This is a genomic window from Actinoplanes sp. CA-051413, from assembly GCF_050955795.1.
In the GTDB taxonomy this organism is placed as follows: Bacteria; Actinomycetota; Actinomycetes; order Mycobacteriales; family Micromonosporaceae; genus Actinoplanes.
The window spans coordinates 4,668,818-4,693,491 of record NZ_CP192100.1; the positions used below are offsets into that span (position 1 = coordinate 4,668,818).

At 73.1% G+C, this 24,674-nt stretch carries 22 protein-coding genes; 12 read left to right on the plus strand and 10 right to left on the minus strand.

Features of this window, described 5'->3' with window-relative positions:
• Positions 1–17: 17 nt before the first annotated feature.
• From ACQP2Y_RS22085 to ACQP2Y_RS22095, 3 genes are all read right to left on the minus strand, one after another.
• On the minus strand, positions 18–662 hold the full coding sequence (locus ACQP2Y_RS22085) for a response regulator (RefSeq protein ID WP_433731201.1): 645 nt from the start codon (positions 660–662) through the stop codon (positions 18–20).
• Complete coding sequence (locus ACQP2Y_RS22090; protein WP_433731203.1) at positions 653–2,356, minus strand: sensor histidine kinase; 1,704 nt, start codon at positions 2,354–2,356, stop codon at positions 653–655. The genes ACQP2Y_RS22085 and ACQP2Y_RS22090 overlap by 10 nt, the downstream gene beginning before the upstream one ends.
• An 84-nt stretch (positions 2,357–2,440) precedes the next feature.
• Complete coding sequence (locus ACQP2Y_RS22095; RefSeq protein ID WP_433731205.1) at positions 2,441–3,277, minus strand: CPBP family glutamic-type intramembrane protease; 837 nt, start codon at positions 3,275–3,277, stop codon at positions 2,441–2,443.
• Positions 3,278–3,604: 327 nt separating this feature from the next.
• Here ACQP2Y_RS22095 and ACQP2Y_RS22100 point away from each other — a divergent pair, with 327 nt between their 5' ends.
• Both ACQP2Y_RS22100 and ACQP2Y_RS22105 read left to right on the plus strand, forming a co-directional pair.
• On the plus strand, positions 3,605–4,060 hold the full coding sequence (locus ACQP2Y_RS22100; RefSeq protein WP_433731207.1) for a hypothetical protein: 456 nt from the start codon (positions 3,605–3,607) through the stop codon (positions 4,058–4,060).
• Between the two features lie 471 nt (positions 4,061–4,531).
• Positions 4,532–6,892: a hypothetical protein gene (locus ACQP2Y_RS22105; protein ID WP_433731209.1), complete on the plus strand. Its 2,361-nt coding sequence runs from the start codon at positions 4,532–4,534 to the stop codon at positions 6,890–6,892.
• Between the two features lie 32 nt (positions 6,893–6,924).
• Here the strand turns inward: ACQP2Y_RS22105 and ACQP2Y_RS22110 are convergent, their stop codons facing one another.
• On the minus strand, positions 6,925–7,977 hold the full coding sequence (locus ACQP2Y_RS22110; RefSeq protein ID WP_433731211.1) for a class I SAM-dependent methyltransferase: 1,053 nt from the start codon (positions 7,975–7,977) through the stop codon (positions 6,925–6,927).
• A gap of 72 nt (positions 7,978–8,049) precedes the next feature.
• Here ACQP2Y_RS22110 and ACQP2Y_RS22115 point away from each other — a divergent pair, with 72 nt between their 5' ends.
• Positions 8,050–10,152, plus strand: a complete 2,103-nt coding sequence (locus ACQP2Y_RS22115) for an alpha/beta fold hydrolase (protein ID WP_433731213.1) — start codon at positions 8,050–8,052, stop codon at positions 10,150–10,152.
• On the opposite strand, the gene ACQP2Y_RS22120 is transcribed toward ACQP2Y_RS22115, so the two are convergent.
• Positions 10,149–13,376: an ATP-binding protein gene (locus ACQP2Y_RS22120; protein WP_433731215.1), complete on the minus strand. Its 3,228-nt coding sequence runs from the start codon at positions 13,374–13,376 to the stop codon at positions 10,149–10,151. The genes ACQP2Y_RS22115 and ACQP2Y_RS22120 overlap by 4 nt on opposite strands.
• A 129-nt stretch (positions 13,377–13,505) precedes the next feature.
• Here ACQP2Y_RS22120 and ACQP2Y_RS22125 point away from each other — a divergent pair, with 129 nt between their 5' ends.
• The 5 genes from ACQP2Y_RS22125 (at position 13,506) to surE (ending at position 16,690) form a co-directional block, all read left to right on the plus strand.
• Complete coding sequence (locus ACQP2Y_RS22125; RefSeq protein ID WP_433731217.1) at positions 13,506–13,943, plus strand: SRPBCC domain-containing protein; 438 nt, start codon at positions 13,506–13,508, stop codon at positions 13,941–13,943.
• Positions 13,930–14,268, plus strand: coding sequence for an ArsR/SmtB family transcription factor (locus ACQP2Y_RS22130; protein WP_433731219.1), 339 nt, complete (start codon positions 13,930–13,932; stop codon positions 14,266–14,268). The genes ACQP2Y_RS22125 and ACQP2Y_RS22130 overlap by 14 nt, the downstream gene beginning before the upstream one ends.
• Positions 14,269–14,336: 68 nt before the next feature.
• The gene (locus tag ACQP2Y_RS22135) at positions 14,337–15,128 is read left to right on the plus strand and encodes a DUF899 domain-containing protein (RefSeq protein WP_433731221.1); all 792 of its coding nucleotides are present in this window, start codon (positions 14,337–14,339) and stop codon (positions 15,126–15,128) included.
• 133 nt (positions 15,129–15,261) lie between these two features.
• Entirely contained in the window at positions 15,262–15,744 is a 483-nt protein-coding gene (locus tag ACQP2Y_RS22140) for a CAP domain-containing protein (protein WP_360832354.1), read from the plus strand.
• A 73-nt stretch (positions 15,745–15,817) separates the two neighbouring features.
• Entirely contained in the window at positions 15,818–16,690 is an 873-nt protein-coding gene (gene surE, locus ACQP2Y_RS22145) for a 5'/3'-nucleotidase SurE (protein WP_433731223.1), read from the plus strand.
• Positions 16,691–16,694: 4 nt separating this feature from the next.
• Here surE and araD read toward each other — a convergent pair whose 3' ends face one another.
• Positions 16,695–17,414, minus strand: a complete 720-nt coding sequence (gene araD / locus ACQP2Y_RS22150; protein ID WP_433731225.1) for an L-ribulose-5-phosphate 4-epimerase AraD — start codon at positions 17,412–17,414, stop codon at positions 16,695–16,697.
• Between the two features lie 168 nt (positions 17,415–17,582).
• Here araD and ACQP2Y_RS22155 point away from each other — a divergent pair, with 168 nt between their 5' ends.
• Entirely contained in the window at positions 17,583–18,899 is a 1,317-nt protein-coding gene (locus tag ACQP2Y_RS22155; RefSeq protein WP_433731227.1) for a HAMP domain-containing protein, read from the plus strand.
• Complete coding sequence (locus ACQP2Y_RS22160) at positions 18,875–19,399, plus strand: GGDEF domain-containing protein (protein ID WP_433731229.1); 525 nt, start codon at positions 18,875–18,877, stop codon at positions 19,397–19,399. Before ACQP2Y_RS22155 ends, ACQP2Y_RS22160 begins: the two co-directional genes overlap by 25 nt.
• A 151-nt stretch (positions 19,400–19,550) precedes the next feature.
• On the opposite strand, the gene ACQP2Y_RS22165 is transcribed toward ACQP2Y_RS22160, so the two are convergent.
• Together ACQP2Y_RS22165 and ACQP2Y_RS22170 are read right to left on the minus strand one after the other, a co-directional pair.
• Positions 19,551–20,348 (minus strand): ATP-binding protein, encoded by a 798-nt coding sequence (locus ACQP2Y_RS22165; RefSeq protein ID WP_433731231.1) that lies wholly within the window; start codon positions 20,346–20,348, stop codon positions 19,551–19,553.
• 161 nt (positions 20,349–20,509) lie between these two features.
• Positions 20,510–21,727: a cysteine desulfurase-like protein gene (locus ACQP2Y_RS22170; protein ID WP_433731233.1), complete on the minus strand. Its 1,218-nt coding sequence runs from the start codon at positions 21,725–21,727 to the stop codon at positions 20,510–20,512.
• Positions 21,728–21,803: 76 nt separating this feature from the next.
• Here ACQP2Y_RS22170 and ACQP2Y_RS22175 point away from each other — a divergent pair, with 76 nt between their 5' ends.
• Positions 21,804–22,247, plus strand: a complete 444-nt coding sequence (locus ACQP2Y_RS22175) for a PPOX class F420-dependent oxidoreductase (RefSeq protein ID WP_433731235.1) — start codon at positions 21,804–21,806, stop codon at positions 22,245–22,247.
• 12 nt (positions 22,248–22,259) lie between these two features.
• Here the strand turns inward: ACQP2Y_RS22175 and ACQP2Y_RS22180 are convergent, their stop codons facing one another.
• Positions 22,260–23,471 (minus strand): SGNH/GDSL hydrolase family protein, encoded by a 1,212-nt coding sequence (locus tag ACQP2Y_RS22180; RefSeq protein ID WP_433731237.1) that lies wholly within the window; start codon positions 23,469–23,471, stop codon positions 22,260–22,262.
• Positions 23,472–23,557: 86 nt separating this feature from the next.
• Between ACQP2Y_RS22180 and ACQP2Y_RS22185 the strand changes: the two genes are divergently transcribed.
• On the plus strand, positions 23,558–23,872 hold the full coding sequence (locus ACQP2Y_RS22185) for a DUF1905 domain-containing protein (protein WP_433731239.1): 315 nt from the start codon (positions 23,558–23,560) through the stop codon (positions 23,870–23,872).
• A gap of 25 nt (positions 23,873–23,897) precedes the next feature.
• Here ACQP2Y_RS22185 and ACQP2Y_RS22190 read toward each other — a convergent pair whose 3' ends face one another.
• Positions 23,898–24,569, minus strand: a complete 672-nt coding sequence (locus ACQP2Y_RS22190; RefSeq protein ID WP_433731241.1) for an SAM-dependent methyltransferase — start codon at positions 24,567–24,569, stop codon at positions 23,898–23,900.
• Positions 24,570–24,674 lie beyond the last annotated feature (105 nt).

The window sequence follows — 24,674 nt, forward strand, 5'->3', positions numbered from 1 at the left end:
GCCGGCTGAGCTCGGGGTCAGCTGCGCAGGAAGAGCAGCACAGCCAGGACCCGGCGGCTCTCGCTGCCCGTGGCGGGCAGGCCGAGCTTGCCGAAGATGCTGGACACGTACTTCTCCACCGCGCGCAGGGTGATCACCAGGCGGTCGGCGATCCCCTGGTTGGACGTGCCGGCCGCCATCAGCTCCAGGACCTCCCGCTCGCGAGGGGTCAGCCGGGCCAGCGGGTCGTCGCGGCGCCGGCGGGACAGCAGCGTCGACACGATCGTCGGGTCGACCGCCGAGCCGCCGGCCGCCACCCGGCGGACCGCGCCGATGAAGTCCGGGACGTCGCTGATCCTGTCCTTGAGCAGGTACCCCACGCCGTCGGCCGAGTCGGCCAGCAGGCGCATGGCCAGGCCGATCTCGACGTACTGCGACAGCACGAGGACCGCGAGACCGGGGTGGGCCGCGCGGAGCTCGATCGCGGCCCGCAGACCCTCGTCGGTGTGCGTCGGCGGCAGCCGGATGTCCACGATCACCACGTCCGGGACCTCGACCCGTACCTGCGCGCGGAGCTCGTCGGCGTCACCGCACCGGGCCAGCACCTCGAAGCCCGCGTCGGCCAGCAGCCGGGCGATGCCCTCGCGGAGCAGGACGCTGTCCTCGGCGATCGCTACCCGCACGGCAGGTCCGCCCGTACCCGGGTGCCGCCGCCGCTGGGGGTCCACACCCGCAGCATCCCGTCGAGGGCCTCCACCCGGTCGGCGAGACCGCGCAGGCCGGTGCCGCGTTCGGTGTCGGCCCCGCCGACGCCGTCGTCGACGACCTCCACCACCAGGTCGTCGCCGGTCCGGGACACCTCGACCGTCGCCGCGGTCGCCTGCGCGTGCTTGCCGATGTTGGCCAGGCTCTCGCACACGACGTAGTACGCGGCCACCTCGATCGCCTCACCGACGCGGCCGGGCAGGTCGACGGTCAGCCGTACCGGCACCGGGGCCCGGGCCGCCAGCGACTCCACCGCCACGGCCAGGCCGTGGTCGCTGACCACCGCCGGGTGCAGGCCGCGGGCCAGGTCGCGCAGCTCGGCCAGGGACACCGCGATCTCCGTACGGGCCTCGGTCAGCAGCGCCGCCGCTTCGGGGTCGGCGCCGAGCCGGGTCTGCAGCACGCCCAGGCTCAGCGACAGCGCGACCAGACGCTGCTGGGCGCCGTCGTGCAGATCGCGTTCCAGCCGCTGCCGTTCCCGCTGCTCGGCCGCGACGACCCGGGCCCGGGAACCGCGCAGCTCCTCCAGGTTGGCCCGCAGCTGCGCCTGCAACCGGCCGGTGCGCAGGGCGATCGCCGCGGCGGCCGTGACCGCGGCCAGCAACGCCGGCTCGTCGCGCAGGGCCGGGTCGTGCACGAGCGCGGCCAGGGGCGAACCCTCGTCGTCGATGGGGGTGATCCGGGCCGGGTCCGCGGGCGGGGTGACCCGGCGTCCCTGCTGGTCGGCCCACGTGCCGAAGCGCGGCAGCCAGTAGAGCAGGTCGAGGGACGGGTCGCGCAGCGCCAGGGCGATCGGGGTGCGCAGATCGGCCGGGTCGCCGCGCAACGCGACGACCAGGTCGCCGACCGCGCTGCGGGCCAGCCGGGCCTGCAACAGGCCGGCCAGGAAGGCGATCGGGGCGACACCCAGCAGAGCCAGGCTGATCCGCTGCACCACCGGGAACGCCGGCCCACCGAGGACCCCGACCACGAGCAGCACGGCGATCATCACCAGGCCGACGGCGAACGAGTCGACCAGCAGCGACAACGAGCGGCGCAACGGCCGGCCCGAAGTCCGGCGCCGGACCACCAGCAGCACGACGCCGGCCAGAGCCACGGCGCTGACGACGGCCAGCTCGGCGTTGTAGACGGCCACGGCCAGCCCCGGCCGATCCAGCACGGTCATCCGGTGCGGTTGCAGCCCGCCGAGCAGCATCGCGGCGAGCTGACCGCCGAGAGCCGCGACCCAGCCGGTGACGACGATCAGCCGCTCCGGGCGGCCCCGCAGCCGGCCGCTGGGATAGGTCAGGAACACGTGCACGAACAGCACCAGCGGCAGCACGTCCACCGCCTGGCCGACGGTGTGCGCGACACCGTCGCCGCCGATCCAGCTCAGCGCGCCGACCAGAGCGCCGGCTCCGGCGAGGACCATCAGCGGGCCCAGCCGGCTCGCGGGCCGCAGGCGCCAGGCGATCAGGCCGCTGATCCCGTACGCCAGGATCAGCCAGCTGATGATCGCGATGTGCGCCGGGTGGACGCCGGCGGACACACCCAGCGCGACGATCCCGGCCAGGGCCACCACCAGGGTGGCGCCGATCGTCAGCAGCAGCACGGAGGAGGGACGGCTCGGCATCACGGTTCCTGTCCCGGACGGTCGTTCCTGGACGGCGGACGGCTCGCGCTCAGGCTACGCCGTCCACCGCCCGGAATCGGGGGCTCATCGCGCCGGCTGGTCCACCCGGACGGGAACGCGCCAGGCGGCCCGGTCCAGCACGATCAGCAGGGCGGCCACGACGGTCCACGCGGCGAACTCGATCAGCTGCTGGCGGGCCAGGTCCGTACCGGTGTAACCCAGGTCGCCCATGGTCACGAATCCCTGGGCGTTGTGGAACAGCAGCACGAGCAACACGCTGCCACCGGTCCGGTGGAACAGCCAGACGTAGACGATCGTGATGACGAAGGTGGTCACGATGCCGATCCAGCCGGTGTCACCGACGAGCGGCAGATGCCAGAGCGCCACCAGCACGCCGAGGATGACGGCCGACATGAGCGGCGAACGGCGTTCCTGCAACCGCGGCACCGCGAAGCCCCGCCAGGCCGGCTCCTCGGCCAGCGGCCCGTCCATCGGATTGACCAGCCGGACCAGGAACATCAACGCGAAACTGCTCCAGGCCAGATTGCTCCACTGTGGCGCCGATCCGCTGTTGACCAGCACCGCCGCGAGACGGACCACCAGCGGCAGGCCGAGCGCGAACGCGTAGAAATACCACGGCACGCGCCAGCGGATCATCCGCCGGCCCAGGTCCCGGAACCCCGGCCGGCCCTCGGCGACCGCGATGACGATGAGGGCGGCCAGCAGCGCGCCGATGGCGTTGAACGCCTGCCGCGGCCAGATGTCGAACTGGTACAGCGGCCACGACCACCAGGCGAGCACGAACGCCAGCACGAAGAAGGTGGTGAGCCGGTGGCCGCGGACCCACGCCGCGACCCCCGGCCGTTGCTCGGTGGTGACGGGCCGGAGCTCCGGCTCGTCCTGAATGACTCGGGATCTCATGGCGTTGACGCTGCCAGCGGACGCGACCGCCGGTAAGCCGGGCGACTGGCGAACCGGGGGGCCGGTTTTCTGGTGTCTTCGCGTTGTGCGGGCCGAGGGCCGGATGCCGCAGACACGGTCGGGTTACGACGTTCGGCTCCGGTGCGGATCCGGCCGGCTGGAAACGATCCGGCGCCCCCGATCGGGGCGACGGAACCGTGCGATCGTGGGTGGCCTTGCTCCGGCTTCCGGATTGTCCGGGACACGACAGCGCTTCGTTCGACCTGTCGGGTCCTGCCGGCCGTGACTTGGGAGGGATCGTTCAGGCCGCCGTTGGGAGTCGAGTCAGTGGATCAGGCAAGTGTCACGGGTGCGTCGGTCGAGGTCGTGGAGATGGCGCGGGCCGGTGTCGCCCGTATCGCGCCCGAGGAGCTACCGCTGTTCGACAGCGTGGCCCAGGCGTGGCTGGCCGGGAGGATCGGTCGCCGGGCCGACCGCCGACGGCCGCCCGGCGGCACAGCCCGCATCGGGATTCCGTCCGAGCTCGACATCCAACTGGTGTTCGACGTCGTTGCCGGCACCCTCGCCACCGTCCTGGGCGAGGCGACCTATGCGAGGGTGCGGGACCGGCGGTGGCCCCGGCGCCGATCGAAACCGCAGGCGCGGGTCTCGATCGATCCCGGACAGCAGACGGCGTTGCACGCGACGTGTGTGGCTCACGCGCAGGAACTCGGGCTCAGCAAGAAGAAGGCCGTGCTGCTCGCTGACTCGGTCTTCGGCCCGCGAGCCGGAGACGCTTCGTGACCGGTGGCGCCCGGGCGCCACGTGATGCCGGACAGGCATGGTGGCTCTATCTCGTCGCGGCATTCATCCTGACATCCGCCGGCCTGGCGGCCGGCTGGGCGGCCGGCGCCGGCTATCACCTCGTCGACGACTCCGTGGCCGTGGTGTGCGAGCTGAACCTGGGACTGAACGGGATCACGGACGGCATCATCCCGGCCGGCCGGCCGGCCGGACGCACTCGCCGAATTCGACGAGTGCGTCGCACCCTTCCGGCGTGCCACGGCGATCGTCGTCCTGGCCGGGGTGACCGCTGCCTGGCTGCTGACCGTCCTGTTGATGATCGGACAGCATCTCTGGGTGCGGTGGCGGCTGCGCCGCGCCGGCCGGGAGACCGGGGACAGTTTCGCGGCAGCGGCAGTACGGTTCGCCGAGCTCTGTGTCGCGCACGAGCTGTCCGGGCGCCGAAGGCCTGAGCTCCGGGTCGCCGGCGCCGTGTCGGGTCTTTCCGAGGCGTTCACGCTCAGCCTGCCGCTCACCAGACCGTTGGTCGTCGTGCCGGCCGCGCTCGCGTTGCCCGGGAAGGCCGACTTCGAGCCGATCGTGCACCATGAACTCGCCCACGTCCGGGCACGTGACCTCACGCTGGCGTCGTGGGTGTCGTGGTCCTCCTGGGCCGGGTCGGCGGTCCTGATCGCCGCGGTGTTCCCCCTGCTGTTCCGGGGCGGGTCCAGTGTCACCTTCTGGTACGGAACCGCGACCCTGGCCGTGCTGGGATGCACGCTCGCGGTGATCCGTGCCCGCGTTCTCCGGCTTCGTGAGCACGTCGCGGACCGCGTCGCCACGGTCCGCATGAACGACCCTGCACCGATGGCGAACCTCCTCGGCCGAGACACCGAGGCGGTTTCCCGCAGAGCGTTGACGACGGCGATCGGGCAGGTCTTTCGCGTTCACCCGGACCGGTCCCTGCGGCGAGAGGTGGCCGACGGCGCGCCGATTCCCGACGGCGGAGCGTTTCTGCTGGTGGCAGCCGTCACCTACGTGAGTGTGACTCTCATTTCGCCGCTCTACGTCCTGGTGAGCAACCTGTGGGGGTGGACCAGTTACACGGTCCCGCCACTGTGCGGCGCGGTCGGTGCGCTGCTGGGGATCGTGCTGACGGCATTGTGGCAAGGGCAGGCCGCTACCGGCCGCAATCGGCTCGCTTTCGTCGCGGCCGCTGTCGTAGGACTGACCTCCGGGACGCTGGCCAACGTTCCCGGCCTTTCCGTCAACATTGTTCGAAGCGCGTCGCAGGCGCGGTGGTGGCTCGTGATAATTCTGCTCGCGTTCGCCGGCGCGGTCTGGTTGCTCACGGTCCTCGCTCCGAGGGAGCCCGCAAGCCGCGGCCGGCGAACTCTCTTCGCCCTCATCGGCGCCTCGCTCATCGGATACGTTCTGGCCCGCGGCATCGAGGCGGCGATCCTGGCCTCCGCGCCGAGTGCCGTAGTGGAGGCGCAGCGCACTGCCCTACGGCACGGCGGCGTGACCGACACCGTCCATCCGAGCCTGCTGGTGCTCGCTCTCATCGGTGCCCTGGCGGTGTCCACCGGACGGCCGCCGCGATCGCTCGTCCGGGAGTTCGCCGTGCCGCTCGCGGCCGGGGCAGCGGTCGCTGTACCGATCTTCTACCTGCAGTACCGGCACCAGGTCGACGCTGATCTGGCGGAATCACTGCTCGGGCAGCGATGGTGGGCGTGCGCAGCAGCCGGCTGGCTGGTGATCGCCGTCATCGGTGTCCTGCGCGGACGGTCCGGGGATCGGCCCGGGCTGGCCTGGGCGGTGCCGGCAGGGTGGGCCACAGCCATGACACTGGGTGTGGTGCTGTTCGTGGCCGATGTCGTCATCACGGAGCTACCGGCCCACGCCTGGCTCGGGAACCTCGCCGACTATCTGGTCAATCCCACCCGCCTGCTCCTTGTCCTCACCCTCGTTCTCACCCCGGTACTGGTCGCAGGAAGAAGCGTGATCCGATACATCCTGGACGGCAGAACAGGCGTGCATCGGGCCCCCGGCACCGTCCGGTTCGGCGCGCGCGCAACAGCAGTGCTCGCCGCCACGGTGGCTGCGGTCATCCTCACCAGTTCGGCGAGAGCCGTCACCGGTCGGCCGGGCGACAACGACCGCGTCGAGATTGTTCTCGACAAGTGGCAACCCCCACCGTCCGCACCGCCGCGGGAAACGAGCGGTCCGCTCGACCCCGAGCGAGATCTTTCCCGGGCGGCGGCACACCGGGCTCTGAAGGTCGCCGGGGCCGCACTACCCGGCTGGTCCGCCGTCAAGCTCGAGCCGGGAAGCAACGTGAGAGTTTCCCCGGCGGTGTGTGAGCGGGCGTCGGTGAACTTCGACGCGAAATGGAAGGCGGTGCGGACATCCCCGGAACAGATCGCCTTCAGGACCACTGACAAGGCGGTCGCGCCGTTCACCGCGGACCTGACACTCACGCTGGTGGCGTACCCGCATGCTGCGGCCTTGGCGGAGAACTGGGCGGACGTCGCTGCGCTGGCCAACCGTTGTCCGGAACTGACCTTCCCGGATTCCCGGGACTCGGGCGGCATCGCCCATCGCAGCATGCGGATCGTGTCGGTCACGTACGGCGCCGCGATCGTCAGAGAGATCCGGACAGTCATCCGAGGGACCGACCGATCGGTGGTGGAGGTCTGGCATGAGAGGTGTATCGCTGCAGGCCGTAACGAGGTCTGCGGCGTGTGGGCCGCAGTAGCCATCGACTCCCTTCCCCGGCAGCGGATCGCCGGCCTCGACAGACTGCTCAGCGACGCACTGTCTGCGACTGTCGCCGATCTCAGGAAGAGATAGTCAGCCGAGGCGGCAATCCTGCGCCTGCCGGGTCAGCGGCGCGCCTCGTACACGTTGTTGAACGGGGTTTCGCTGGCCCGGCGGAAGCGGGTGAAGCCCGCGTCGGTCACCAGTTGCCGCACCGCCGCCTCGCCCGCCTGCGCCCCCAGCGCATACCCGCCCGGCTGGGACATCGCGTTCGGCACGCACAGGAACGTGGAGAACCCGTAGTAGACCCGCCCGACCGGGTTCATGTTGTCCGCGACCGTGTCACCCGCGGCCGGTTCGACGATCATCCAGGTGCCTTCCGGGGCCAGGGCGTCGCGGATGTGCCGGGCCGCGCCCAGCGGGTCGCCCATGTCGTGCAGGCAGTCGAACGTCGTGACCAGGTCGTAGTGGTCGCCGCCGAACTGCTGGGCGCCGGCCGCCTCGAAGCTGACCCGGTCCGCGACGCCGGCGTCCGCCGCGCGCTTGTGGGCCAGGTCGATCGAGCCCTGGTGGTAGTCGGAGGCGTGCACGGTCGAGCGCGGGTACGCGGTGGCCATCAGCACCGACGACGCGCCGAGGCCGCAGCCCACGTCGGCGATGCGGGCGCCGGAGCGCAGTTTGGCCTCGACGCCGTCCAGCGCCGGGATCCAGCTCGGTACCAGGTTGGCGATGTAGCCGGGGCGGAAGAACTGCTCGCAGCCGACGAACACGTCCGCGTCCTGTTCGTTCCAGCCCAGCCCGGCGCCGCTGCGGAAGGCCTCGGTGATTCGCGGCTCGGCGCGCAGGGCACCCAGGGCGAGCAGGAACGCTCCGGGTGCGTACAGCGGGCCGTCGGGGTTGGCCAGCGCGAACGCCTGCTCCTCGCTCAGGACGTACCGGTCGTCGCCGTCGCGGTCGACGTAGCCGCCCGCCGCCTGGCCGCGCAGCCATTCGGTGACGTACCGCGGGTCGGTCTCGGTACGCTCGGCCAGCTCCCCGGGCGTGAGCGGACCGTGGGTCAGCGCCTTGTAGAGGCCGAGGCGGTGCCCGATGACCACGTTCCCGGCCGCGACGGTGGCGCCCAGGTCGCCGACGAAACGGCCGATGAACTCGTTCAGCTTGTTCTCGTTGATAGCCATGCCGCCACGGTGCTGCCGGGCGTTGCGCCGCCGTTGCAACCGGGCTGCAATGGCGGGGGAGAGGGTGGCGCGATGAGGGCACGGGAACCCGACGCCGAGGGCTGGGTCGACCACGACGGCGTCAAGGTGGGCTACGCGGTGTACGGCAGCGGCGACCGCACGGTCCTGCTCGCGCCGAGCTGGCTGGTCGTCGACTCGCGGATCTGGAAGTTGCAGGTGGCGTACCTGTCCCGCTACTTCCGGGTCATCACGGTCGATCCGCGGGGCAACGGGCGTTCCGACCGGCCGGCCGATCCGGCGGCGTACACCGACCGGGCGTACGCGAGGGATCTCGTCGCGGTGCTGGACGCGGCCGGGGTGGACCGGGCGACGGTGGTCGGGCTCAGCCGGGGTGCGTGGCGGGCGGCGCTGGCCGTGTCGGAGCATCCGGAGCGGTTCACCGGCCTGGTCGCGATCGCGCCGCGGGTGGCCGGTCTCGCCCCGCCGCTGCCGGAACGCGCGGTGTTCGACTTCGAGGCCGACCGCGAGCACTACGAGGGCTGGCAGAAGTACAACCGGCACTCGTGGCGCCGCGACTACCGGGGCTTCGTCGAGTGGTTCTTCGCCACGCTGCTGCCCGAACCGCACTCCACCAAGCAGATCGAGGACTGCGTGTCGTGGGCGCTGGAGACCGGGCCGGAGGCGCTGATCGCCGGCGAGGACGCGCCCGAGTCGGTGCCCGGCCTGCCCGCTGTCGAGGCCCTTCTGCGCGGCCTGGACTGCCCGGTACTGGTCATCCACGGCGAGGACGACCGGTGCGTACCCGTCGGCGTGGGGGAGCGCTTCGCCGAGCTGACCGGTGGGCGGCTGATCCGGATGGCCGGGGCCGGCCACCTGCCGCCGGCGCGGCATCCGGTGCCGGTCAACCGCTGGCTGCGCGACTTCGTGACCGGCTCGAGCCCGGCGCCGCGGCGGTGGACCCGCGCCCTGGACCGACCGCGCCGGGTCCTTTACCTGTCCTCGCCGATCGGGCTCGGGCACGCCCGCCGCGACCTGGCCATCGTGGCCGAGCTGCGCCGGCTGCGGCCCGGCGTCCAGGTCGACTGGCTGGCCCAGCATCCGGTGACCGCGCTGCTGAGCGCCCGCGGCGAACACGTCCACCCGGCCTCGCGGTGGCTGGCGTCCGAGTCGCGGCACATGGAGGCCGAGGCCCACGGGCACGACCTGCCCGCCTTTGCGGCGATCCGGCGGATGGACGAGATCCTCGCGGCCAACTTCATGGTCTTCGCCGACCTGGCCGAGGAACGGCGCTACGACCTGTGGGTCGGCGACGAGGCCTGGGACGTCGACCACTTCCTGCACGAGAATCCCGAGCTGAAGACCGCGGCGTACGCCTGGCTGACCGATTTCGTCGGCTGGCTGCCGACCGCCGCCGGCGGGCCGGCCGAGGCCGCCCTGACCGCCGATCACAACGCGGAGATGATCGAGCACATCGAGCGCTTTCCCCGGGTACGCGACCGCGCGCTGTTCGTCGGCGACCCCGAGGACATCGTCGCGGGCGTGTTCGGCCCCGGCCTGCCCGCCATCGCCGGCTGGACCGAGCGGCACTACGACTTCACCGGCTACGTCACCGGGTTTCCACCGGCGGACATCGCCGACCGGCCGGCGGTACGGGCCGAGCTCGGCTGGGGGCCGCACGATCGAATCTGTGTCGTCGCCGTGGGCGGCACGGCCGTCGGCGTGCACCTGCTGCGGCGGGCGCTGGCGGCGTACCCGTCGGCGGCCCGGCAGGTCCCCGGCCTGCGCATGGTCGTGGTCACCGGCCCGCGGCTGGACCCGGCCGAGCTGGCCGCCCCGCCCGGCGTCGAGGTGCACGGCTACCTGCCCGACCTGCACCGCCACCTGGCCGCCGCCGACCTCGCGGTGGTGCAGGGCGGACTGAGCACCACCATGGAACTGACCGCCGCCGGCCGCCCGTTCCTCTACGTGCCGCTGGAGAACCACTTCGAGCAGCAGTCCCACGTCCCGCACCGGCTCGCCCGCTACGGCGCCGGACGCCGGATCGCGTTCGCCGACACCGGCCCCGAGCAGCTCGCCCGGGCCATCGCCGAGGAGATCGGCCGGACCGTGCACTACCGGCCGGTCGCCACCGACGGCGCCGCCCGTGCCGCCCGGCGGCTCGCCGAACTGTTCTAACCCAGCAGGTGCGCCAGGCCGTAGCGGTGGGCCAGCTCCTCGGCCCGGGCCAGCTGCGGCGCGGACTCCGCTCCGGCGGCGGCCGCCGCCTCGGCGTCGAGCAGCAGCGTGGAGACCTGCACGGACCGCCACGGCACGCGGTCGGCCGCGGCCAGCAGCGGAGCGATCACGGTACGGGCCCGAGCCGCCTCGCCCCGGGCCAGCCAGCCCCGCCCGACCGACAGGTACGCGTCCGCCCCGAACAGCCACGCGGTGCCCGGGGGCGTGTCGATGGCGGCGACCAGCGCGTCCGCCTCCTCGAGCAAACTGAGGGAACCGGTCGCCGCAGCCAGCGGACCGAGGCACCGCACCAGATAGGCCTCGCCGCCCTCGCCGCGCCCGCGCTCGCAGCCCTCTTCCAGCAGCGCCACCGCTTCCGCCCGAGCGCCCGTGGCGAGCAGCGTTCCGGCCAGCTGGGCGCAGGCGGCCACCCGCCACCACGGGTGGTCGGTGTCGCTGGTCAGCGCGTACGCCTGGCGCCCGTACCCGATCGCCCGCCGGTGGTCACCGCGCAGCTGGTGCACCCAGCCCAGGTTGCCGGCGAACCAGCCGGCGTACGCGCCGTAGCCGCTGCGCCGGTTGGTCTCCCGCGCCGCCTCGATCCGGTCCAGGGCCTCGCCCCACCGGCCCGCGGCGATCGCCGGGAAGGCGCCCTCGAACAGCGTCCACTGCAGGCGCCACAGGTCGTTCTGCTTGTGCAGCAACGGTTCCAGCTCGTCGAGCACCGGCACCAGCCGGCCGATCTCGCCCAGGTAGGCCCAGCTGGTCTTGAGCCCGTCCAGGGCCACCGCCAGGGCCCGCTCGTCATGGCCGGGCCGGGTGGTCCGCACGGCCCGCTCGGCGTAGGCCAGCGACTCGGCCAGCCGGAGCCGGTTGCTGGAGATCACCGCGAGCCGGCTCAGCAGGTCGGCCTCCATCGTGCGGTCGGCCAGCGACTCGGCGATGGCCAGGCCGTCGCGCAGGTGCCGCACGCACCGCACGATCGACTGCCCGAGCGCGATCGGCACGTCGCCGCCCAGCTCGCGCAGCCCGATCATCTCCAGCCGCCGGTCGCCGACGCGCCGGGCGGTGCGTACCGCCGCGTGGAAGTCGGCCATCGCCGCCGGGTACGCCGCCAGTACCTCCCGCACCCGCCCCCGGGCCTGGTACGCCCGCCCGCTTACCTCCAGCGCACCGGCCCGGTCCGCCGCGTCCAGGGCACTGGTCAGCAGGGCCTCGGCGTCCGCGGCGGCGAACCGGTGACTGGCCTGCTCCCCGGCCACCAGGTACGCCCGGGCGGCCCGGTCCCAGTCCCCGGCGGCGTGCGCGTGCGCGGCGACCTGCTCGGGATGGTCACTGAGCAGCTCGCCGGCCCGCCGGTGGTACGCGACCCGGGCCGGGGCGGGCGTCGTCGTGTAGAGCACCTCACGGATCAGGTCGTTGGCGAACTCGTACGCCCGGCCGGCGACCACCAGCAGCCGGGCGGCGAGCGCCTGTTCGCAGCGCCGTACGGCTTCAGCGGCCGGCACCGCGAGCAGGTCGGCCAGCAGATCGGGCTCCATCGTGGCGTCCAGGATCGCCGCCGCGCGCAGCAGCTCCTCGACCGCCGTACCCGTGCGCGCCACCCGGGCCAGCACCGCCGCCTGCAGCGATTCCGGGATCCCGTCGTGGCCGGCGGCCAGGGCCCGCAGCGTCTCGACGACGAACAGCGCGTGCCCGCCGGTGCGGTGCAGGATGCGCGGGGCGAGCTGGGCCTGGCCGGCACTGGTGGCCAGGCTGGTCACCGCGTCGGCCGGGAGCGGGCCCAGCTCCAGCGCAGTGGCGACCTCGGCCAGGGCGCGCAGGGCCGCGGCGCCCTCTTCCGCCCGGACCGTGGCCAGGATGAGCAGCCGTCCCCGGGCGTGCCGGGCGAGGTAGTGCAGCAGTTCCACGGTGGCCAGCCCGGCGTTGTGCAGGTCGTCGAGCAGCAGCAGGGCCGGTTGCCGGGTGGCGATCCCGCTCAGGTACCGGGCGACGGCCTGGTAGGCGCGGGCCCGGGCGAGATCGGGGGCGAGCACCGGCCCCGGTGCGTCGCCGAGCAACGCACCGACCTGCGGCACCAGCTCGGCCAGGGCGGGGGAGGCCAGCGACCGCACCAGCGCGGCGGACGAGCGGGCGGCGTGCGCACCCAGCGCGTCCACGAAGGGCTGCAGGAACAGCGAGCTCTCCGCGGCGTAGCAGCGCACCGACAGCACGACCCCACCGGTACGCCCGGCCAGCTTCACGATCTCACCGGCGAGGGTGGTCTTGCCGATCCCGGCCTCCCCGCTGATCAGCACCAGCGCGGGCCGGCCGCCCGCCGCCTCCCGCCAGGCCCGAGCCAGCCGGGTGATCTCGTCCGCGCGGCCGGTCAGCGTCGACTCTGCCGCGGCTGGCTCCGCGGTGGTGACGGCGGCCGGCCGTTCCTCCCGCAGGACGTTCAGGTGGATCGCGCGGGTCTCGGCGGCCGGATCGGTGCCGAAGTCCTCGGCCAGCGCCCGGCGCAGCCGTTCATAGGCCGACAGTGCCCGGGCCGGCTGGGCCAGCGCGGCCTCCGCGCGCATCAGCAGCCGGTACGCGGCCTCGTCGTACCCGTCCGCCGTGATCGCCGCCGTCGCCAGCTCGCGTGCCGCCGCCGCCTCGCCGGTGGCCAGCGCCGCCTCCGCGGCCAGCTCCCGGGCCCGGCGCAGCAGCTCACCCGCCTCCGTACGGGCGGGCCGGGCCCACTCCGCGTCCCGGTCCTCGGGCAGCGCCGGCCCGGCGCCGAGCAGGTCGAGCACCCGTCCCGCCACCGCCGCCGCCAGCCCGGGCTCGCCGGCCGCAGCGCGCCGGGCCGCGTCGGCGAGGTCGGCGGCGGCCAGGTCCAGGTCGACGAGCACGGCGGGTGGGCGGCCCAGCCGGTAGCCGTCGCGCGCGCCGGTGACGAGCTCCGGGCCGAACCGGGACCGCAGCCGGCTGACCAGCGTGGCGACGTTGTCGGCGGCCCGGCGGGGCGGCGTGTCGCCCCAGAGCACGTCGACGATGCGGTCCATCGGCACCGGACCGGCGCGCTCGACGGCGAGCAGCTTGAGCAGCGTGCGGGCCTTGCGGCTGCCGGTCACGGGCACGTCGGTGGCGTCACCGCTCCAGCGGATCGCGAACGCTCCGGCCAGGCGCAGGCACACCGCGCCGGCCGCCTCGGTGGCCACGCCGCCAGCGTACGAGCGTCGCCACCGGCCGGAACCCCCCGTGCGGGGCAAGATTCCCGACAGGTTGACGCAACCAGTCGATTGCTATACGTTGAGTGGCAACCAAGCGGTTGCTATATTGGAGCGGACATGACATTCCCTGACCGGATCGAACGCACCCTTCAGCTCGGCCAGCCACCCGAGCGCGTCTGGGCCGCCCTGACCACCGCCGAGGGGCTGGGCACCTGGTTCGGCAACCGCGCCGAGGTCGACCTGCGCGTCGGTGGCCGGGCCACGCTCACCTGGGACAGCGGCGACACCGCCGTGCTCACCATCGAGCGTCTCGAGCCCCCGCGCGTCTTCGGCTACACCTGGCCGGTCAGCGGGCTGCCCGCCGACGACCCGCGCCGCACCTACGTCGAGTTCACGCTGGAGCCGCACGGCGACGGCACCACCCTCACGATGGTCGAGAGCGGCTTCGCGCAGCTCCCGGACGACGGCGAGCACAAGACGGCCTACTCGGGCAACACCGAGGGCTGGACGCATGAGCTGGGCGAGCTGGTCGCGTACCTCGATGCCCGGTCCTGAGCCCGCCGATCTCGAGCTGGTGGCGCAGGAGGTCTTCACCGCGCTGGCCGACCCCAGCCGGCGGGTGATCCTGGCCGCGCTCGCCACCGGCGGGCCGGCCACCGCCACCGACCTGGCCGCCCAGCTGCCGATCACCCGCCAGGCCATCGCCAAGCACCTCGCCCTGCTGGCCGAGGCTGGACTGGTGGTGGCCGAGCCGGGCGAGCGGCGCCGGGTCCGCTACCGGGTGGACTCCGCGCCGATGAAGGTGGCCCAGCAGTTCCTGGGCGCCCTCGCCCGCGACTGGGACGGCCCGCTGGCCGCCCTCCGGGACCACATGAAATGACCTGACCAACTCTGACAGGAGCTCCCGATGTTGCTGCCCAATTGCCTCACCCCCTCCGGACGCGCGTCATGAGCGCGCCGGCCGGGAATCTGCCCGAGGTGGTCTCCCGCGAGCAGTGGCTCGCCGCCCGCCGCGAGCTGCTGGCGCAGGAGAAGGAGCTCACCCGGGCCCGGGACCGGGTCAACGCCGCCCGCCGCCGGCTGCCGATGGTCCGTGTCGACGAGCCGTACACCTTCGAGGGCCCGGACGGGACGGTGAGCCTGCTCGACCTCTTCGAGGGCCGGCCGCAGCTGGTGCTGCACCACTTCATGTTCGCCCCGGAGTGGGATCAGGCCTGCGCGAGCTGTTCGTCGGCCGCCGACGGGATCGGCCGGCTACGGCAGCTGCACGTGCGCAACACCACGCTCGTGGCGGTGTCCCGCGCCCCCTATCCCAAGCTCGCCGCCTTCCGCGAGCGGATGGGCTGGGAGTTCCCGTGGTACTCGTCGTACGGCACCAGTTTCAACTTCGACTTCCACGCCACGCTGGACGACCGGGTCGCGCCGGTGCTGCTGCACTTCCGCACCGAGGACGAGCTGGCCGAGGCCGGCACCCCGTGGACGAGCGGACCGTGGACGCCGGGCATGCGCGGCTCGGAGCTGCCCGGCATCAGCGCGTTCCTGCTGGTCGGTGACGAGGTCTTCCACACCTACTCCACGTACGGCCGGGGGATCGAGGACTTCCACAACGGCTACCACTACCTCGACCTCACCGCGCTCGGCCGGCAGGAGGTGTGGGAGGAGCCGAAAGGCCGGGCCACCCCGCTCGGCCTGCACGTCGGCGGCCCCGCGATGCGCGTGCCGGACGAGTACGAGACCTGACGCGCCGGGCGGAGGCCGGCAACCGAACGGCGACGCAGGGGCATCCGTCCTGCGATCAAAGCCCCCGGAGCAGGGCCGAAGGGAACGGTGAACCTGGCGATCGGCCAGGCGCCGTACTCCGAGAGGAACCTCCTTGCGCTCGCTCCTTCGCCGTTTCGCCCTGGCCGCCCTCATCGCCCCCGCCGCCGTCGGCGTCTCGATGTTCGCGTCGCCGGCCGAAGCCGCCCCGGCGAGCGCCGAGACCGTGCAGGCTGACGTCGTGCGCCTCACCAACGCTCAGCGCACCGCGTCCGGCTGTTCCGCCGTCACCGTCAACGCGCAGCTCACCGCCGCCGCCGTCGGCCACAGCACCTGGATGGCCCGTACCGGCACCTTCTCGCACACCGGCAGCGCCGGCTCCACCTTCGTCGTCCGGGCCAAGGCTGCCGGCTTCGCCCGCCCGTCCAGCGAGAACATCGCCTGGGGCTACCGGTCCGCCACCGACCTCGTCAACGCCTGGATGAAGAGCCCCGGCCACCGCGCCAACATCCTCAACTGCAAGTCGCGGACCGTCGGCGTGGGCGTCGCGTACACCGCCAACGGCACCCCGTACTACACCCAGGACTTCGGCTACTGAGCCCTCGCGTGGTTGCGTTCCGCGCGCCGGGGAATGACGTGCGGCACGGGTACCGGGTGATGGGCAGGGGAACATGGGTGGAGCTCGGCTGCGGGTGCTGGTGACCAACGATGACGGCGTACAGGCTCCCGGGATCCACCGGCTCGCGCGGGCTGCTCACGACGCCGGCCACGACGTCACCGTCGCGGCACCGCACGAAGAGGCCAGCGGGATGGGCGCGGCGCTGACCGCCGTCACCGACGAGGGCCGGGTGAAGTTCTCCCGGGTGTCGCTGACCGGGCTCGACGGCGTCCCGGCCTTCGCGGTCGCGGCCTCGCCCGCCTACATCGCCCTGCTGGCCGGCCTCGACGTGTTCGGACCGGCGCCGGACCTGGTGCTGTCCGGGATCAACCGGGGCGCCAACGCCGGACGGGCGATCCTGCACTCGGGCACCGTCGGCGCGGCCGTGACCGCGGCCGCCGGCGGGGCCCGGGCTTTGGCTGTCTCCCTGGACGTCCTGTCACCGGCGGACGGCAGCGGAGCCAGTGGCGGCGCCGCGATCGCCGCGCTGGACACGGCCCACGACGACCAACGGCACTGGGAAACCGCCGCCACGCTGGCCCGCCGCCTGCTGCCGTGGCTGGCCGACGCCCCGGCCGGTACGGTGCTCAACCTCAACGTCCCCGACCGTCCGGCCGAGAAGGTCGCCGGATTGCGCCGGGCGACGCTCGCCCCGTTCGGTCAGGTGCAGATGGCCGTCGCGGAGTCCGGTGCGGACTTCGTACGGATGACCATCGAGCAGGGCGCCGGCCGGGTGCCCGGCAGCGACATCGATCTGCTGACCGAGGGGTACGCGACGCTCACCGCCGTACGGCCCCTGGGTGAGGCGGGCGAACTCGTGCTGCCCGTGGACGCCGGGATCGTGCGGCCCCGTACCCCGGCCGAGGACACCGCCCGGCGGCCGTGAGCCGTCAGGCCTCGGCCGCCTTGCTCAGGTCGTTGCCGTAGTACGCCCCGGCGCCGTGCTTGCGGGTGAAGTGCCGGTCCAGCAGCCACTGCGGGGCCGCGGCGGCCGGGTTGAGGGCGAGGGTCTTGAGCGCCATCTCGGCCACGGCCTCGCAGACGATGGCGTGCTCGACCGACTTGCCGGCGTCCTTGCCCCAGGTGAACGGGCCGTGGTTGGCCGCCAGTGCCGCCGGGGTGGCCCGGGCCGCGTCGTCGTCACCGATCAGTTCGATGACCGCCCGCGCGGTGTTGAACTCGTACTCCTCGGCGCACTCCTGCGGGGTCAGGTCCCGGGTGACCCGGACCGGCCCGCTGAAGGTGTCGGCGTGCGTCGTGCCGAGCACCGGCACGTCCCGACCGGCCTGCGCGAACGCGACGGCGTGGGTGGAGTGGGTATGGGTGATCCCGCCGATCGACGGCCACTGGAGGTAGAACGCCCGGTGGGTCTCGCTGTCCACTGACGGCTTGAGCCGCCCGGAGACGACCCGGCCGGTCTCCAGGTCGACCGGCACCAGCAGGTCGGCGGTCAGGTCGTCGTAGGCGACACCGGAGGGCTTGATCAGGTAGATGCCCGCGGCGCGGTCCACGCCGCTGACGTTTCCCCAGGTCAGTGCGGCCAGGCCGACCTTCGGAATGAGCCGGTTGGCCTGCAGCACGGCCTCACGCAGATCCTGGTCCTTCGTCATGCGGGTCTTCCTCCACGTCCGGGGCGGTCAACCGCAGATGTTAACGTTCACAAGCCGTCCCCGTCGACCGGAACGGCCATTTCGGCCCCGCCGGACCCGGCCGGCGATCCTTCAGGTCCGCCCCGACGAGGTCGATAGGGGAGAGGGGACCGGCGAGGGGACGTTCGGATGAGGGCAGTGCGGCGCTGGACGGTCCGCAAGCGGCTCTTCGCCATCGCGGCCATCGGTGCCCTGCTCGCCGCCCTCGTCGGGATGGTCGGACTGTCCGGGTACGCCCGCCTCACCGCGGCCAGCCGCGCCGAGTCCCGCCTCGGCACGATCCAGGCCCTCACGCTGACCGCCCAGTCGCTGCAGCATCAGGTACGCGCGCAGGCCTGGTTCGCAGTCGCGGTCAGCAAGGGCGACACCGGACGGTCGACGGCCGAGGTACGCACCGAGTTCGACGCCGCCCGTACCGCGCTGAACGCCGGCAACACCACCCTGTCCGCCCTGGCCGACGGCACCCGCTACGAGGACGAGCTGCGCGACATCGGCACCGCCCACGACAGCCTGGTCAGCCGGGTCGACTCGATCATCTACCTCAGTGCCACCGACCGTGCCGCCGCCCTCGCCGGTATCAACACCCTCGAAAGCGACGCCGACGCCCTCGACGCGCACATCTCCGGCCTCATCGCGAGACTCTCCACCGACCGGGCCGCGCAGCTCGCCGCCGCGGACCGGATCAAGCAGGTGGACAGCGGGCGCCTGCTCGCGGCGGCGCTGCTGGCCGCGTTGCTGGTGCTCGGCCTGTCCGCCCGGCTCACCCGGTCGATCCTGCGTGACCTGCGGGCCGTCGACGACGTCGCCCACCGGGTCGGCGCCGGTGACCTGGAGGCCCGCGTCGAGCAGCCCCGCGACGACGAGATCGGTGCCCTGGCCCGGTCGTTCAACGACACCGCGGACCGGCTGCGCGAGACGGTACGGCAGCTCACCGCCGAGGCCCGGCGCGAGAAGCTCGGCAGTCAGCTGGCCGACGCCTTCGACATGGCCGAGACCGAGCACGACGCGTACGGGGTCATCACGAACAGCCTGACCGTCCTGGACCCGGACCGGCCCGCCGAGCTGTTGCTGGCCGACAACTCGGAGGCCCGGCTCACCAGCCGCGCCACCGGGGTGCCGGTGAGCCGCCGTGCTGCCCGGTCACGTCACCGTTCCACTGCGTCGCGGTCCGCCGCGGCCACCTGGTCTCCTTCGACGACAGCGAGGCGCTCGACGCCTGCCCCAAGCTCAGGAACCGCCCGCAGGGCCGGGTCTCGGCGGTCTGCGTGCCGGTCACCTTCATGGGCCGCTCGCTGGGCGTCCTGCACACCACGGGGGCCGCGGGCCGGCCGCCGCCGGCTGAGACTCTGTCCGGGCTGGCCCTGCTCGGCGCGCAGGCCGGCAACCGGATCGGCACGCTGCGCTCGTTCGAGCTGGCCCAGATGCAGGCCAGCACCGACGCGCTGACCGGGCTGCCGAACCGCCGCGCGTTCGAGGCCGCGGTCCGCGAGCGGCTGGGCGCCGGCGGCCGGTTCGCGTTCGTGATGGCCGATCTCGACAAGTTCAAGCTGCTCAACGACACCCACGGTCATGAGGCGGGGGACCGGGCGCTGCGCCTGTTCGGACAGGTCCTGCGGGCCGGGCTGGGCAAGGACGACCTGGTCGGCCGGCTCGGCGGGGAGGAGTTCGGCATCCTGCTCGACGGCGTGACGCTGGAGCGGGCGGTGCTGGTCCTGGACCGGCTGCGGGCCGCGCTGAGCGAGGCGATCGACGGCGCTACGCCCCGGTTCACCGCCAGCTTCGGCGTGTGCGTCAGCGTCGGGCACGCCGGCTTCGACGATCTGCTCCGGATCGCCGACAAGGCCCTCTACCGGGCCAAGCACGAGGGGCGGGACCGGGTGGTCGCCGCCGGCGCCCCGGACCGCAGCCGCCAGTCCCCGGCCGCGGCCATGTCACCTGCCGGCTGACCCGGGCCGCGCCGGCGTGCCCCTTTCGGCGGGCCGGCCGAGTCTGGGGCTGCCGTCTCGACGAGCCGGCCGAAGCCCGGCCGTCCTTCGCGCGCGGGCCGGTCCAAGCCCGGCCGTCCTTCCCGCGGCGTGCCGGCCGAAGCCCGGGCCGTCAGAACGGGCGTTGCCTGCGGGTGCGCAGCGTGGCCCAGACCATCTTGCCGTCGCTGGTGGCCATCGCTCCCCAGGCCGTGGACTTGCCGTCCACGGTGTGCAGCCCGTGGACGGGCTCGCCGGCCTGGCGGTGCAGCAGCCGCGGCAGCCGCGGATCGCGGTCGCGTACCGAGAGGTGCAGTCCGGCCCCGCGCCGCCACACCGCCGCGCCGATGTCCGTGCCCGCGTGCTCGACAGCGTTGCCCACGAGCGCGGACATGATCGCGCGGCTGGGCGCCACCAGCTCCGGCATGCGCCACGAGTCGCAGGCGATGTCGACGAGTTCGCTTGCCACCTCGACCGACGAGGCCTCCGGCGGCAGGTGGCTCAGGCACAGGCGTTCCGTCAGCGGCGCCGTACCGGCCAGTGCGGCCCGCGCCTGGTCGAGGCTGGGATAGACGGGGAAGAAGTGTGCGGCCCCGAGCCGCCGCAACCGGCCCGCGAGTGGTGCCACGGGCGACATGACCAGGGCCAGCTGCACCGGTGGGTACATGGTCGCGGCGGTCCGGTTGATCGACAGCCACATCGCCGCGCTGACGGCGTACGGGTCGTCGAACTCGGCCAGGTCGGCGATGATCGCCGTGGGATGCTCGGCCAGGCATTTCCGCAGCCCGCCGTAGAGCTCCATGCTCAGGCGCAGGCTGAACCGGCCGCGGACCGTAATCTCCAGCAGGCCGCTCTCCGCGTCGCAGGTGACCGAGAAGCACGCGCCGCGATCGTCGCCGCCGAACAGGTAAGGAGGGCCGGCCTCCGTCATGGAATCACTCCCGATAAAGGCCGCCCTCGTTGCACGGCCACCTGGGAGTCTGTCCCCGTCGTCACGGACGGTCAACGGCGGCCGGGGGTCACCACCCTAACGAGCGACGCAGCGCACGCCATCGATGCGGTAGGCATGATGCATTTCGAGGCTGGCAGCGGTCAGCCGCCCAGCGCCGCCAGCAGCCGGTCTACCTCGCCGAGGGTGTTGTAGTGGTAGATACTGGCCCGCACAGCGCCGCCGCTGTCGCGCAGTCCCGTCACGGTGAAGTACTCGTACGCGTAGTAGTCGCCGGAGAAGACGCAGATCCCTTGCTCGCCCAGCCGCCCGGCGGTCTCGGCGGGGGACTGCCCGTGGACCCGGAACGACACCGTCGGGCACCGCTGCGCCGGAGCCGGGAGAACCGTCACTGCCGGATTCGCCGCCAGCCCGGTCAACAGCCGGTCCAGCAACTCCGCCTCGTACGCGGCAGCCACGGTCAGCCCGGCCACCACGCGGTCCCGGCGCGTCGTTCCCGCGCCGGCCGGGCCGCCACCGGAGAGCTCGGGCAGGGCCGCCAGGTGCTCGACCGCGGCCGTGACCCCGGCGAGCAGCTCGAAGCTCGGCGTGCCGAACTCGAAACGCTCCGGCACCGCGTCCGACGACGGGATCAGCTTGGCCGGCCGCAGCCGTTCCCACCGCGCCGGGTCGGCGATCACCGCGGCGAGATGCGGACCGGACCACTTGTACGCGCTGGTCACGTAGAAGTCGGCGGCCAGCTCCCGGACATCGGTCGGCACGTGCGCGGTGGCGTGCACACCGTCGACGTAGACCAGCGCGCCGGCCGCGTGGGCCAGGTCGGCGATCTCCCGGACCCGGGGCATCGCGCCGGTCACGTTGCTGGCCGCGGTCACCGCCACCACCCGGGTACGCGGGCCGACCAGGTCGGCGTACTGCTTCGCGGGCAGGTCCCCGCTGTCGGCGTCGAACTCCGCCCAGCGCACGGTCGCCCCGGCAGCCTCGGCGGCCTGGACCCACGGCCGCACGTTCGCGTCATGGTCGAGCCGCGACACGACCACCTCGTCACCGGGCTGCCATGACGTCGCCAGGGTGCGCGCCACCACGTACGTCAATGCGGTCGCGCTGGGCCCGAAGACGACCCCGCCCGGGTCGCCACCGACCAGGTCGGCCACCGCCGCGCGGGCGGCGGCGACGATCTCCCCGGCCCGGCGGCCCGGCTCGAAGGCCACGCTGCGGTTGGAGACCGCCCGGCGCAGGGTGCCGGCGATGGCGTCGACGACCGGCCCGGCGGCCTGGGTGCCGGCCGCCCCGTCCAGGTGGGCGAAGCCTTCGGCCAGTGCGGGGTAGGTGGCCCGGACGCGGGCGACGTCGTACGTCATGGGCCGACCTTAACGCAGCCTCAGGCGAGGCCCGCGCGCCGTTCCGCCGTACGGTCGGAGGGTTGATGATGGGACCATGACTTCTCCCTCCGGAGCCGCGCCGTTCGACCCTCGCACGCTGCTCGCCGAGAGCCGGCTCGGCATCCTCGCGACGATCAAGGCCGACGGCCGCCCCCAGCTGTCCCCGGTGACACCCTTCTACGATCCGGGGACGGGCCTGATCCACGTCTCGATGACCGAGGGCCGGGCCAAGACCGTGAACCTGCGCCGCGACCCGCGCGCCACGCTGGAGGTCACCCGCGCGGACGGCTGGGCCTGGGCGACCGCCGAGGGCGTGGCCACCCTCGTCGGCCCGGGCTCCGACCCCGAGGGCCCGGAGGTGGAGGCCCTGGTGGACTACTACCGCCGCGCGGCCGGCGAGCATCCGGACTGGGCCGAGTACCGGTCCGTCATGGTGGCCGACCGCCGGGTCCTGATGACCATGACGGTCGACCACGTGTACGGCGCCAGGATCCGCTGAGTCCGCTCAGAATCAGCGGAACAGGCCCAGGTCGATCGCTTCGGCCATGGCTCGCTGCCCGGCGATGTTCGGGTGCAGCGGGTCGGCCTGGTACGCCGGCAGCACCCGGCTCGGCTCCTGCGGATCACGGATCGCGGCGTCGAAGTCGGCCACCCCGTCGAACACGGCGCTGGTCCGAACCCACGCGTTGACCTGCTGACGGGTTGCCTCCTGCTCGGGGCCGAAACAGCCCGACTCACACCCGTACGGGGTGATCGTCGCCCCGATGACCTTGATCCCGGCCCGGTGCGCCCGACCGGCGATGGTCGTCATCCCGGCGATCAGGCTCGCCGCGTCCGCGTGGTAGCCGATGTCGTTGATGCCCTCGGCGAGGATCAGGTAGCGGGCGCGCGTCTGCAGCCGGACGTCCTGCCGTTCCCGCTTCAGCGCCGAGACGCTCGTGCCCGCACCGCAGCAGTCCGTGCGGTCGGTCAGGATCTGGTTGCCGCCGATCCCCTCGTTGAGCACCCCGAACTGCCGCCGGGCCGGGAGTGCCTGCAGCCGGGCGGCGAGGACGTCGGTCCAGCGGTCGTTGCCGTTCCAGGTCGTGTACGCGCCGTCGGTGATCGAGTCGCCGAGCGCCACGATGCTGCCGGGCACCGCGCGGGCCGCCCGCACGTCGACCCCGTTCAGCCAGAACCACGAGTTGACGGTGCCGGTGAACGACGCACCCGAGCCGCCGGCCTGGTTGCCGGCCGCCACGAACTGGGTGCCCTGAGCGGCGTCGTGCCCGGTGATCCCGGCCGCGTCGCCGCCGGCGGTCACGTAGAGGTCGACCGCGAGGTCCTGGCCGTACGCGACGCCGAGGGGGACCGGATCGCTGAAGACGTGCGTGCCGGTCCGTACGGTGACCGAGCCGCGGCCCCGGAAGGTGACCGGCCGGCCGGTGCCGCTGACCAGGTCCGGCGCGCCGGAGGCCACCGCGCGGGCCACGCTCACCGCGCCGAAGGTGACGTCCTCGTCGCCGTACTCGTTGCTCAGCCGGATCCGCACCGCCGAGCCGCCGAGGGTGGGATGCACCAGCATGCGCAGGGTCTGCTCGGCGAACGCCGGGCCGCTCTCGCGCTGCGGGCTGGTAGCCCAGGCGCCGGTCCACGGTGTCGGGGCTGCGGCGGCCGGACTGGCGACGAGCAGCGAGGCCAGCACCACCACGGCGAGCAGGATCCGGCGAACGATAACATCCACAGTGCTCGATATATTGGGCATGCCGTCGATGCTGGGCGAAGACGTGCGGAAAGGCAACCTCGGCAGTCTTGTCGGACCCTCGTGCGATGCTCCGGGACGTGAAAGTGGACTTCGCGGCCGAGTTGTGGAACTGGGATGCCCGCCGGCTCGACAGCTGGACCTTCGTCAGCCTGCCGGTCGAGGCCTCCGAGGAGATCCGCGAGCTGTCCGCCGGGCAGGCGCGTGGCTTCGGATCGGTGCGGGTCCGGGTCACGATCGGCGGGAGCATCTGGACCACGTCGATCTTCCCGGACGGCAAACGCGACGCGTACGTGCTGCCGGTCAAGCGGGCCGTCCGCAAGGCCGAGGGCCTCGACGAGGGCGACACCGCACAGATACGCGTCGAGCTCCTCGACTTCTAGCGGCGACTTCCAGTGGCGGCTTTGGTCACGACTTGTGGTGGCGGCGCAGCACCAGGGTGGCGAAGCCGAGCACCTTGCGGTAGCCGCGCAGCCACTGCTCGCGGTGCTCCCGGGCCAGGGCGAGGGCGGCCGCCGCGTCGGGGTGGCCGGGATTGTCGAGCGCCCACTCGGTGAGCGAACCGGTCCACGACCACTCGTAGTCGTCCCACTCGGCGGTGTCGCTGATGTGGGCGTACACGGGCGCCCAGCCCGCCTGCTCAGCGGCGTCGACCAGGCCGGCCAGGTCGGTGTAGTCCTCGGCTTTGACCCCGAGCGCGGCCGGCGTCCCGGGCGGCGGTGGCACCTCCCAGAAGCCCTCGCCGACCAGCAGCACGCCATCGGGGTGCACGTGCCGCCCGGCCAGCTCGAGCGTCTCGGCGAAGCCCCCGAAGGCGTGGGTCGACCCGACGCACAGCACCAGGTCGTAGTCGCCGTCGGGCACATAGGTGCGGGCGTCGCGCTCGTGCAGGGTCAGGCGGTCGGCCAGGCCACGCTCAGCTGCGGCGGTGGCGGCGCGCTCCAGGGCGTACCGGTCGATGTCGACGCCGTCCGCGTGACCGTCCGGGTAGTGGGCCAGGGCCTGCAGGGCCCACGCGCCCTCACCGCAGCCGAGATCGAGAACCCGGGCCGCCGGCTGCCGGCCGGCCCGGCGCAGCAACCGATTGACATTGACCCCGAGAATCGGCGCCGCAATCGGATGATGTGAATGCGCGATGCTGCTGAGTCGGCGATCCATCCGCCGAGTCAACACCAGTGCTCCCGC

What these genes read in the sequence shown, in the direction of transcription:
- ACQP2Y_RS22090 (WP_433731203.1), bottom strand. Translation starts at nt 2,356, where the DNA reads ATGCCGAGCCGTCCCTCCTCCGTGCTGCTGCTGACGATCGGCGCCACC.
- ACQP2Y_RS22095 (WP_433731205.1), bottom strand. Translation starts at nt 3,277, where the DNA reads ATGAGATCCCGAGTCATTCAGGACGAGCCGGAGCTCCGGCCCGTCACC.
- ACQP2Y_RS22110 (WP_433731211.1), bottom strand. Translation starts at nt 7,977, where the DNA reads ATGGCTATCAACGAGAACAAGCTGAACGAGTTCATCGGCCGTTTCGTC.
- ACQP2Y_RS22115 (WP_433731213.1), top strand. Translation starts at nt 8,050, where the DNA reads ATGAGGGCACGGGAACCCGACGCCGAGGGCTGGGTCGACCACGACGGC.
- ACQP2Y_RS22125 (WP_433731217.1), top strand. Translation starts at nt 13,506, where the DNA reads ATGACATTCCCTGACCGGATCGAACGCACCCTTCAGCTCGGCCAGCCA.
- ACQP2Y_RS22130 (WP_433731219.1), top strand. Translation starts at nt 13,930, where the DNA reads ATGCCCGGTCCTGAGCCCGCCGATCTCGAGCTGGTGGCGCAGGAGGTC.
- ACQP2Y_RS22135 (WP_433731221.1), top strand. Translation starts at nt 14,337, where the DNA reads ATGAGCGCGCCGGCCGGGAATCTGCCCGAGGTGGTCTCCCGCGAGCAG.
- surE (WP_433731223.1), top strand. Translation starts at nt 15,818, where the DNA reads ATGGGTGGAGCTCGGCTGCGGGTGCTGGTGACCAACGATGACGGCGTA.
- araD (WP_433731225.1), bottom strand. Translation starts at nt 17,414, where the DNA reads ATGACGAAGGACCAGGATCTGCGTGAGGCCGTGCTGCAGGCCAACCGG.
- ACQP2Y_RS22155 (WP_433731227.1), top strand. Translation starts at nt 17,583, where the DNA reads ATGAGGGCAGTGCGGCGCTGGACGGTCCGCAAGCGGCTCTTCGCCATC.
- ACQP2Y_RS22160 (WP_433731229.1), top strand. Translation starts at nt 18,875, where the DNA reads ATGCAGGCCAGCACCGACGCGCTGACCGGGCTGCCGAACCGCCGCGCG.
- ACQP2Y_RS22165 (WP_433731231.1), bottom strand. Translation starts at nt 20,348, where the DNA reads ATGACGGAGGCCGGCCCTCCTTACCTGTTCGGCGGCGACGATCGCGGC.
- ACQP2Y_RS22170 (WP_433731233.1), bottom strand. Translation starts at nt 21,727, where the DNA reads ATGACGTACGACGTCGCCCGCGTCCGGGCCACCTACCCCGCACTGGCC.
- ACQP2Y_RS22175 (WP_433731235.1), top strand. Translation starts at nt 21,804, where the DNA reads ATGACTTCTCCCTCCGGAGCCGCGCCGTTCGACCCTCGCACGCTGCTC.
- ACQP2Y_RS22185 (WP_433731239.1), top strand. Translation starts at nt 23,558, where the DNA reads ATGCTCCGGGACGTGAAAGTGGACTTCGCGGCCGAGTTGTGGAACTGG.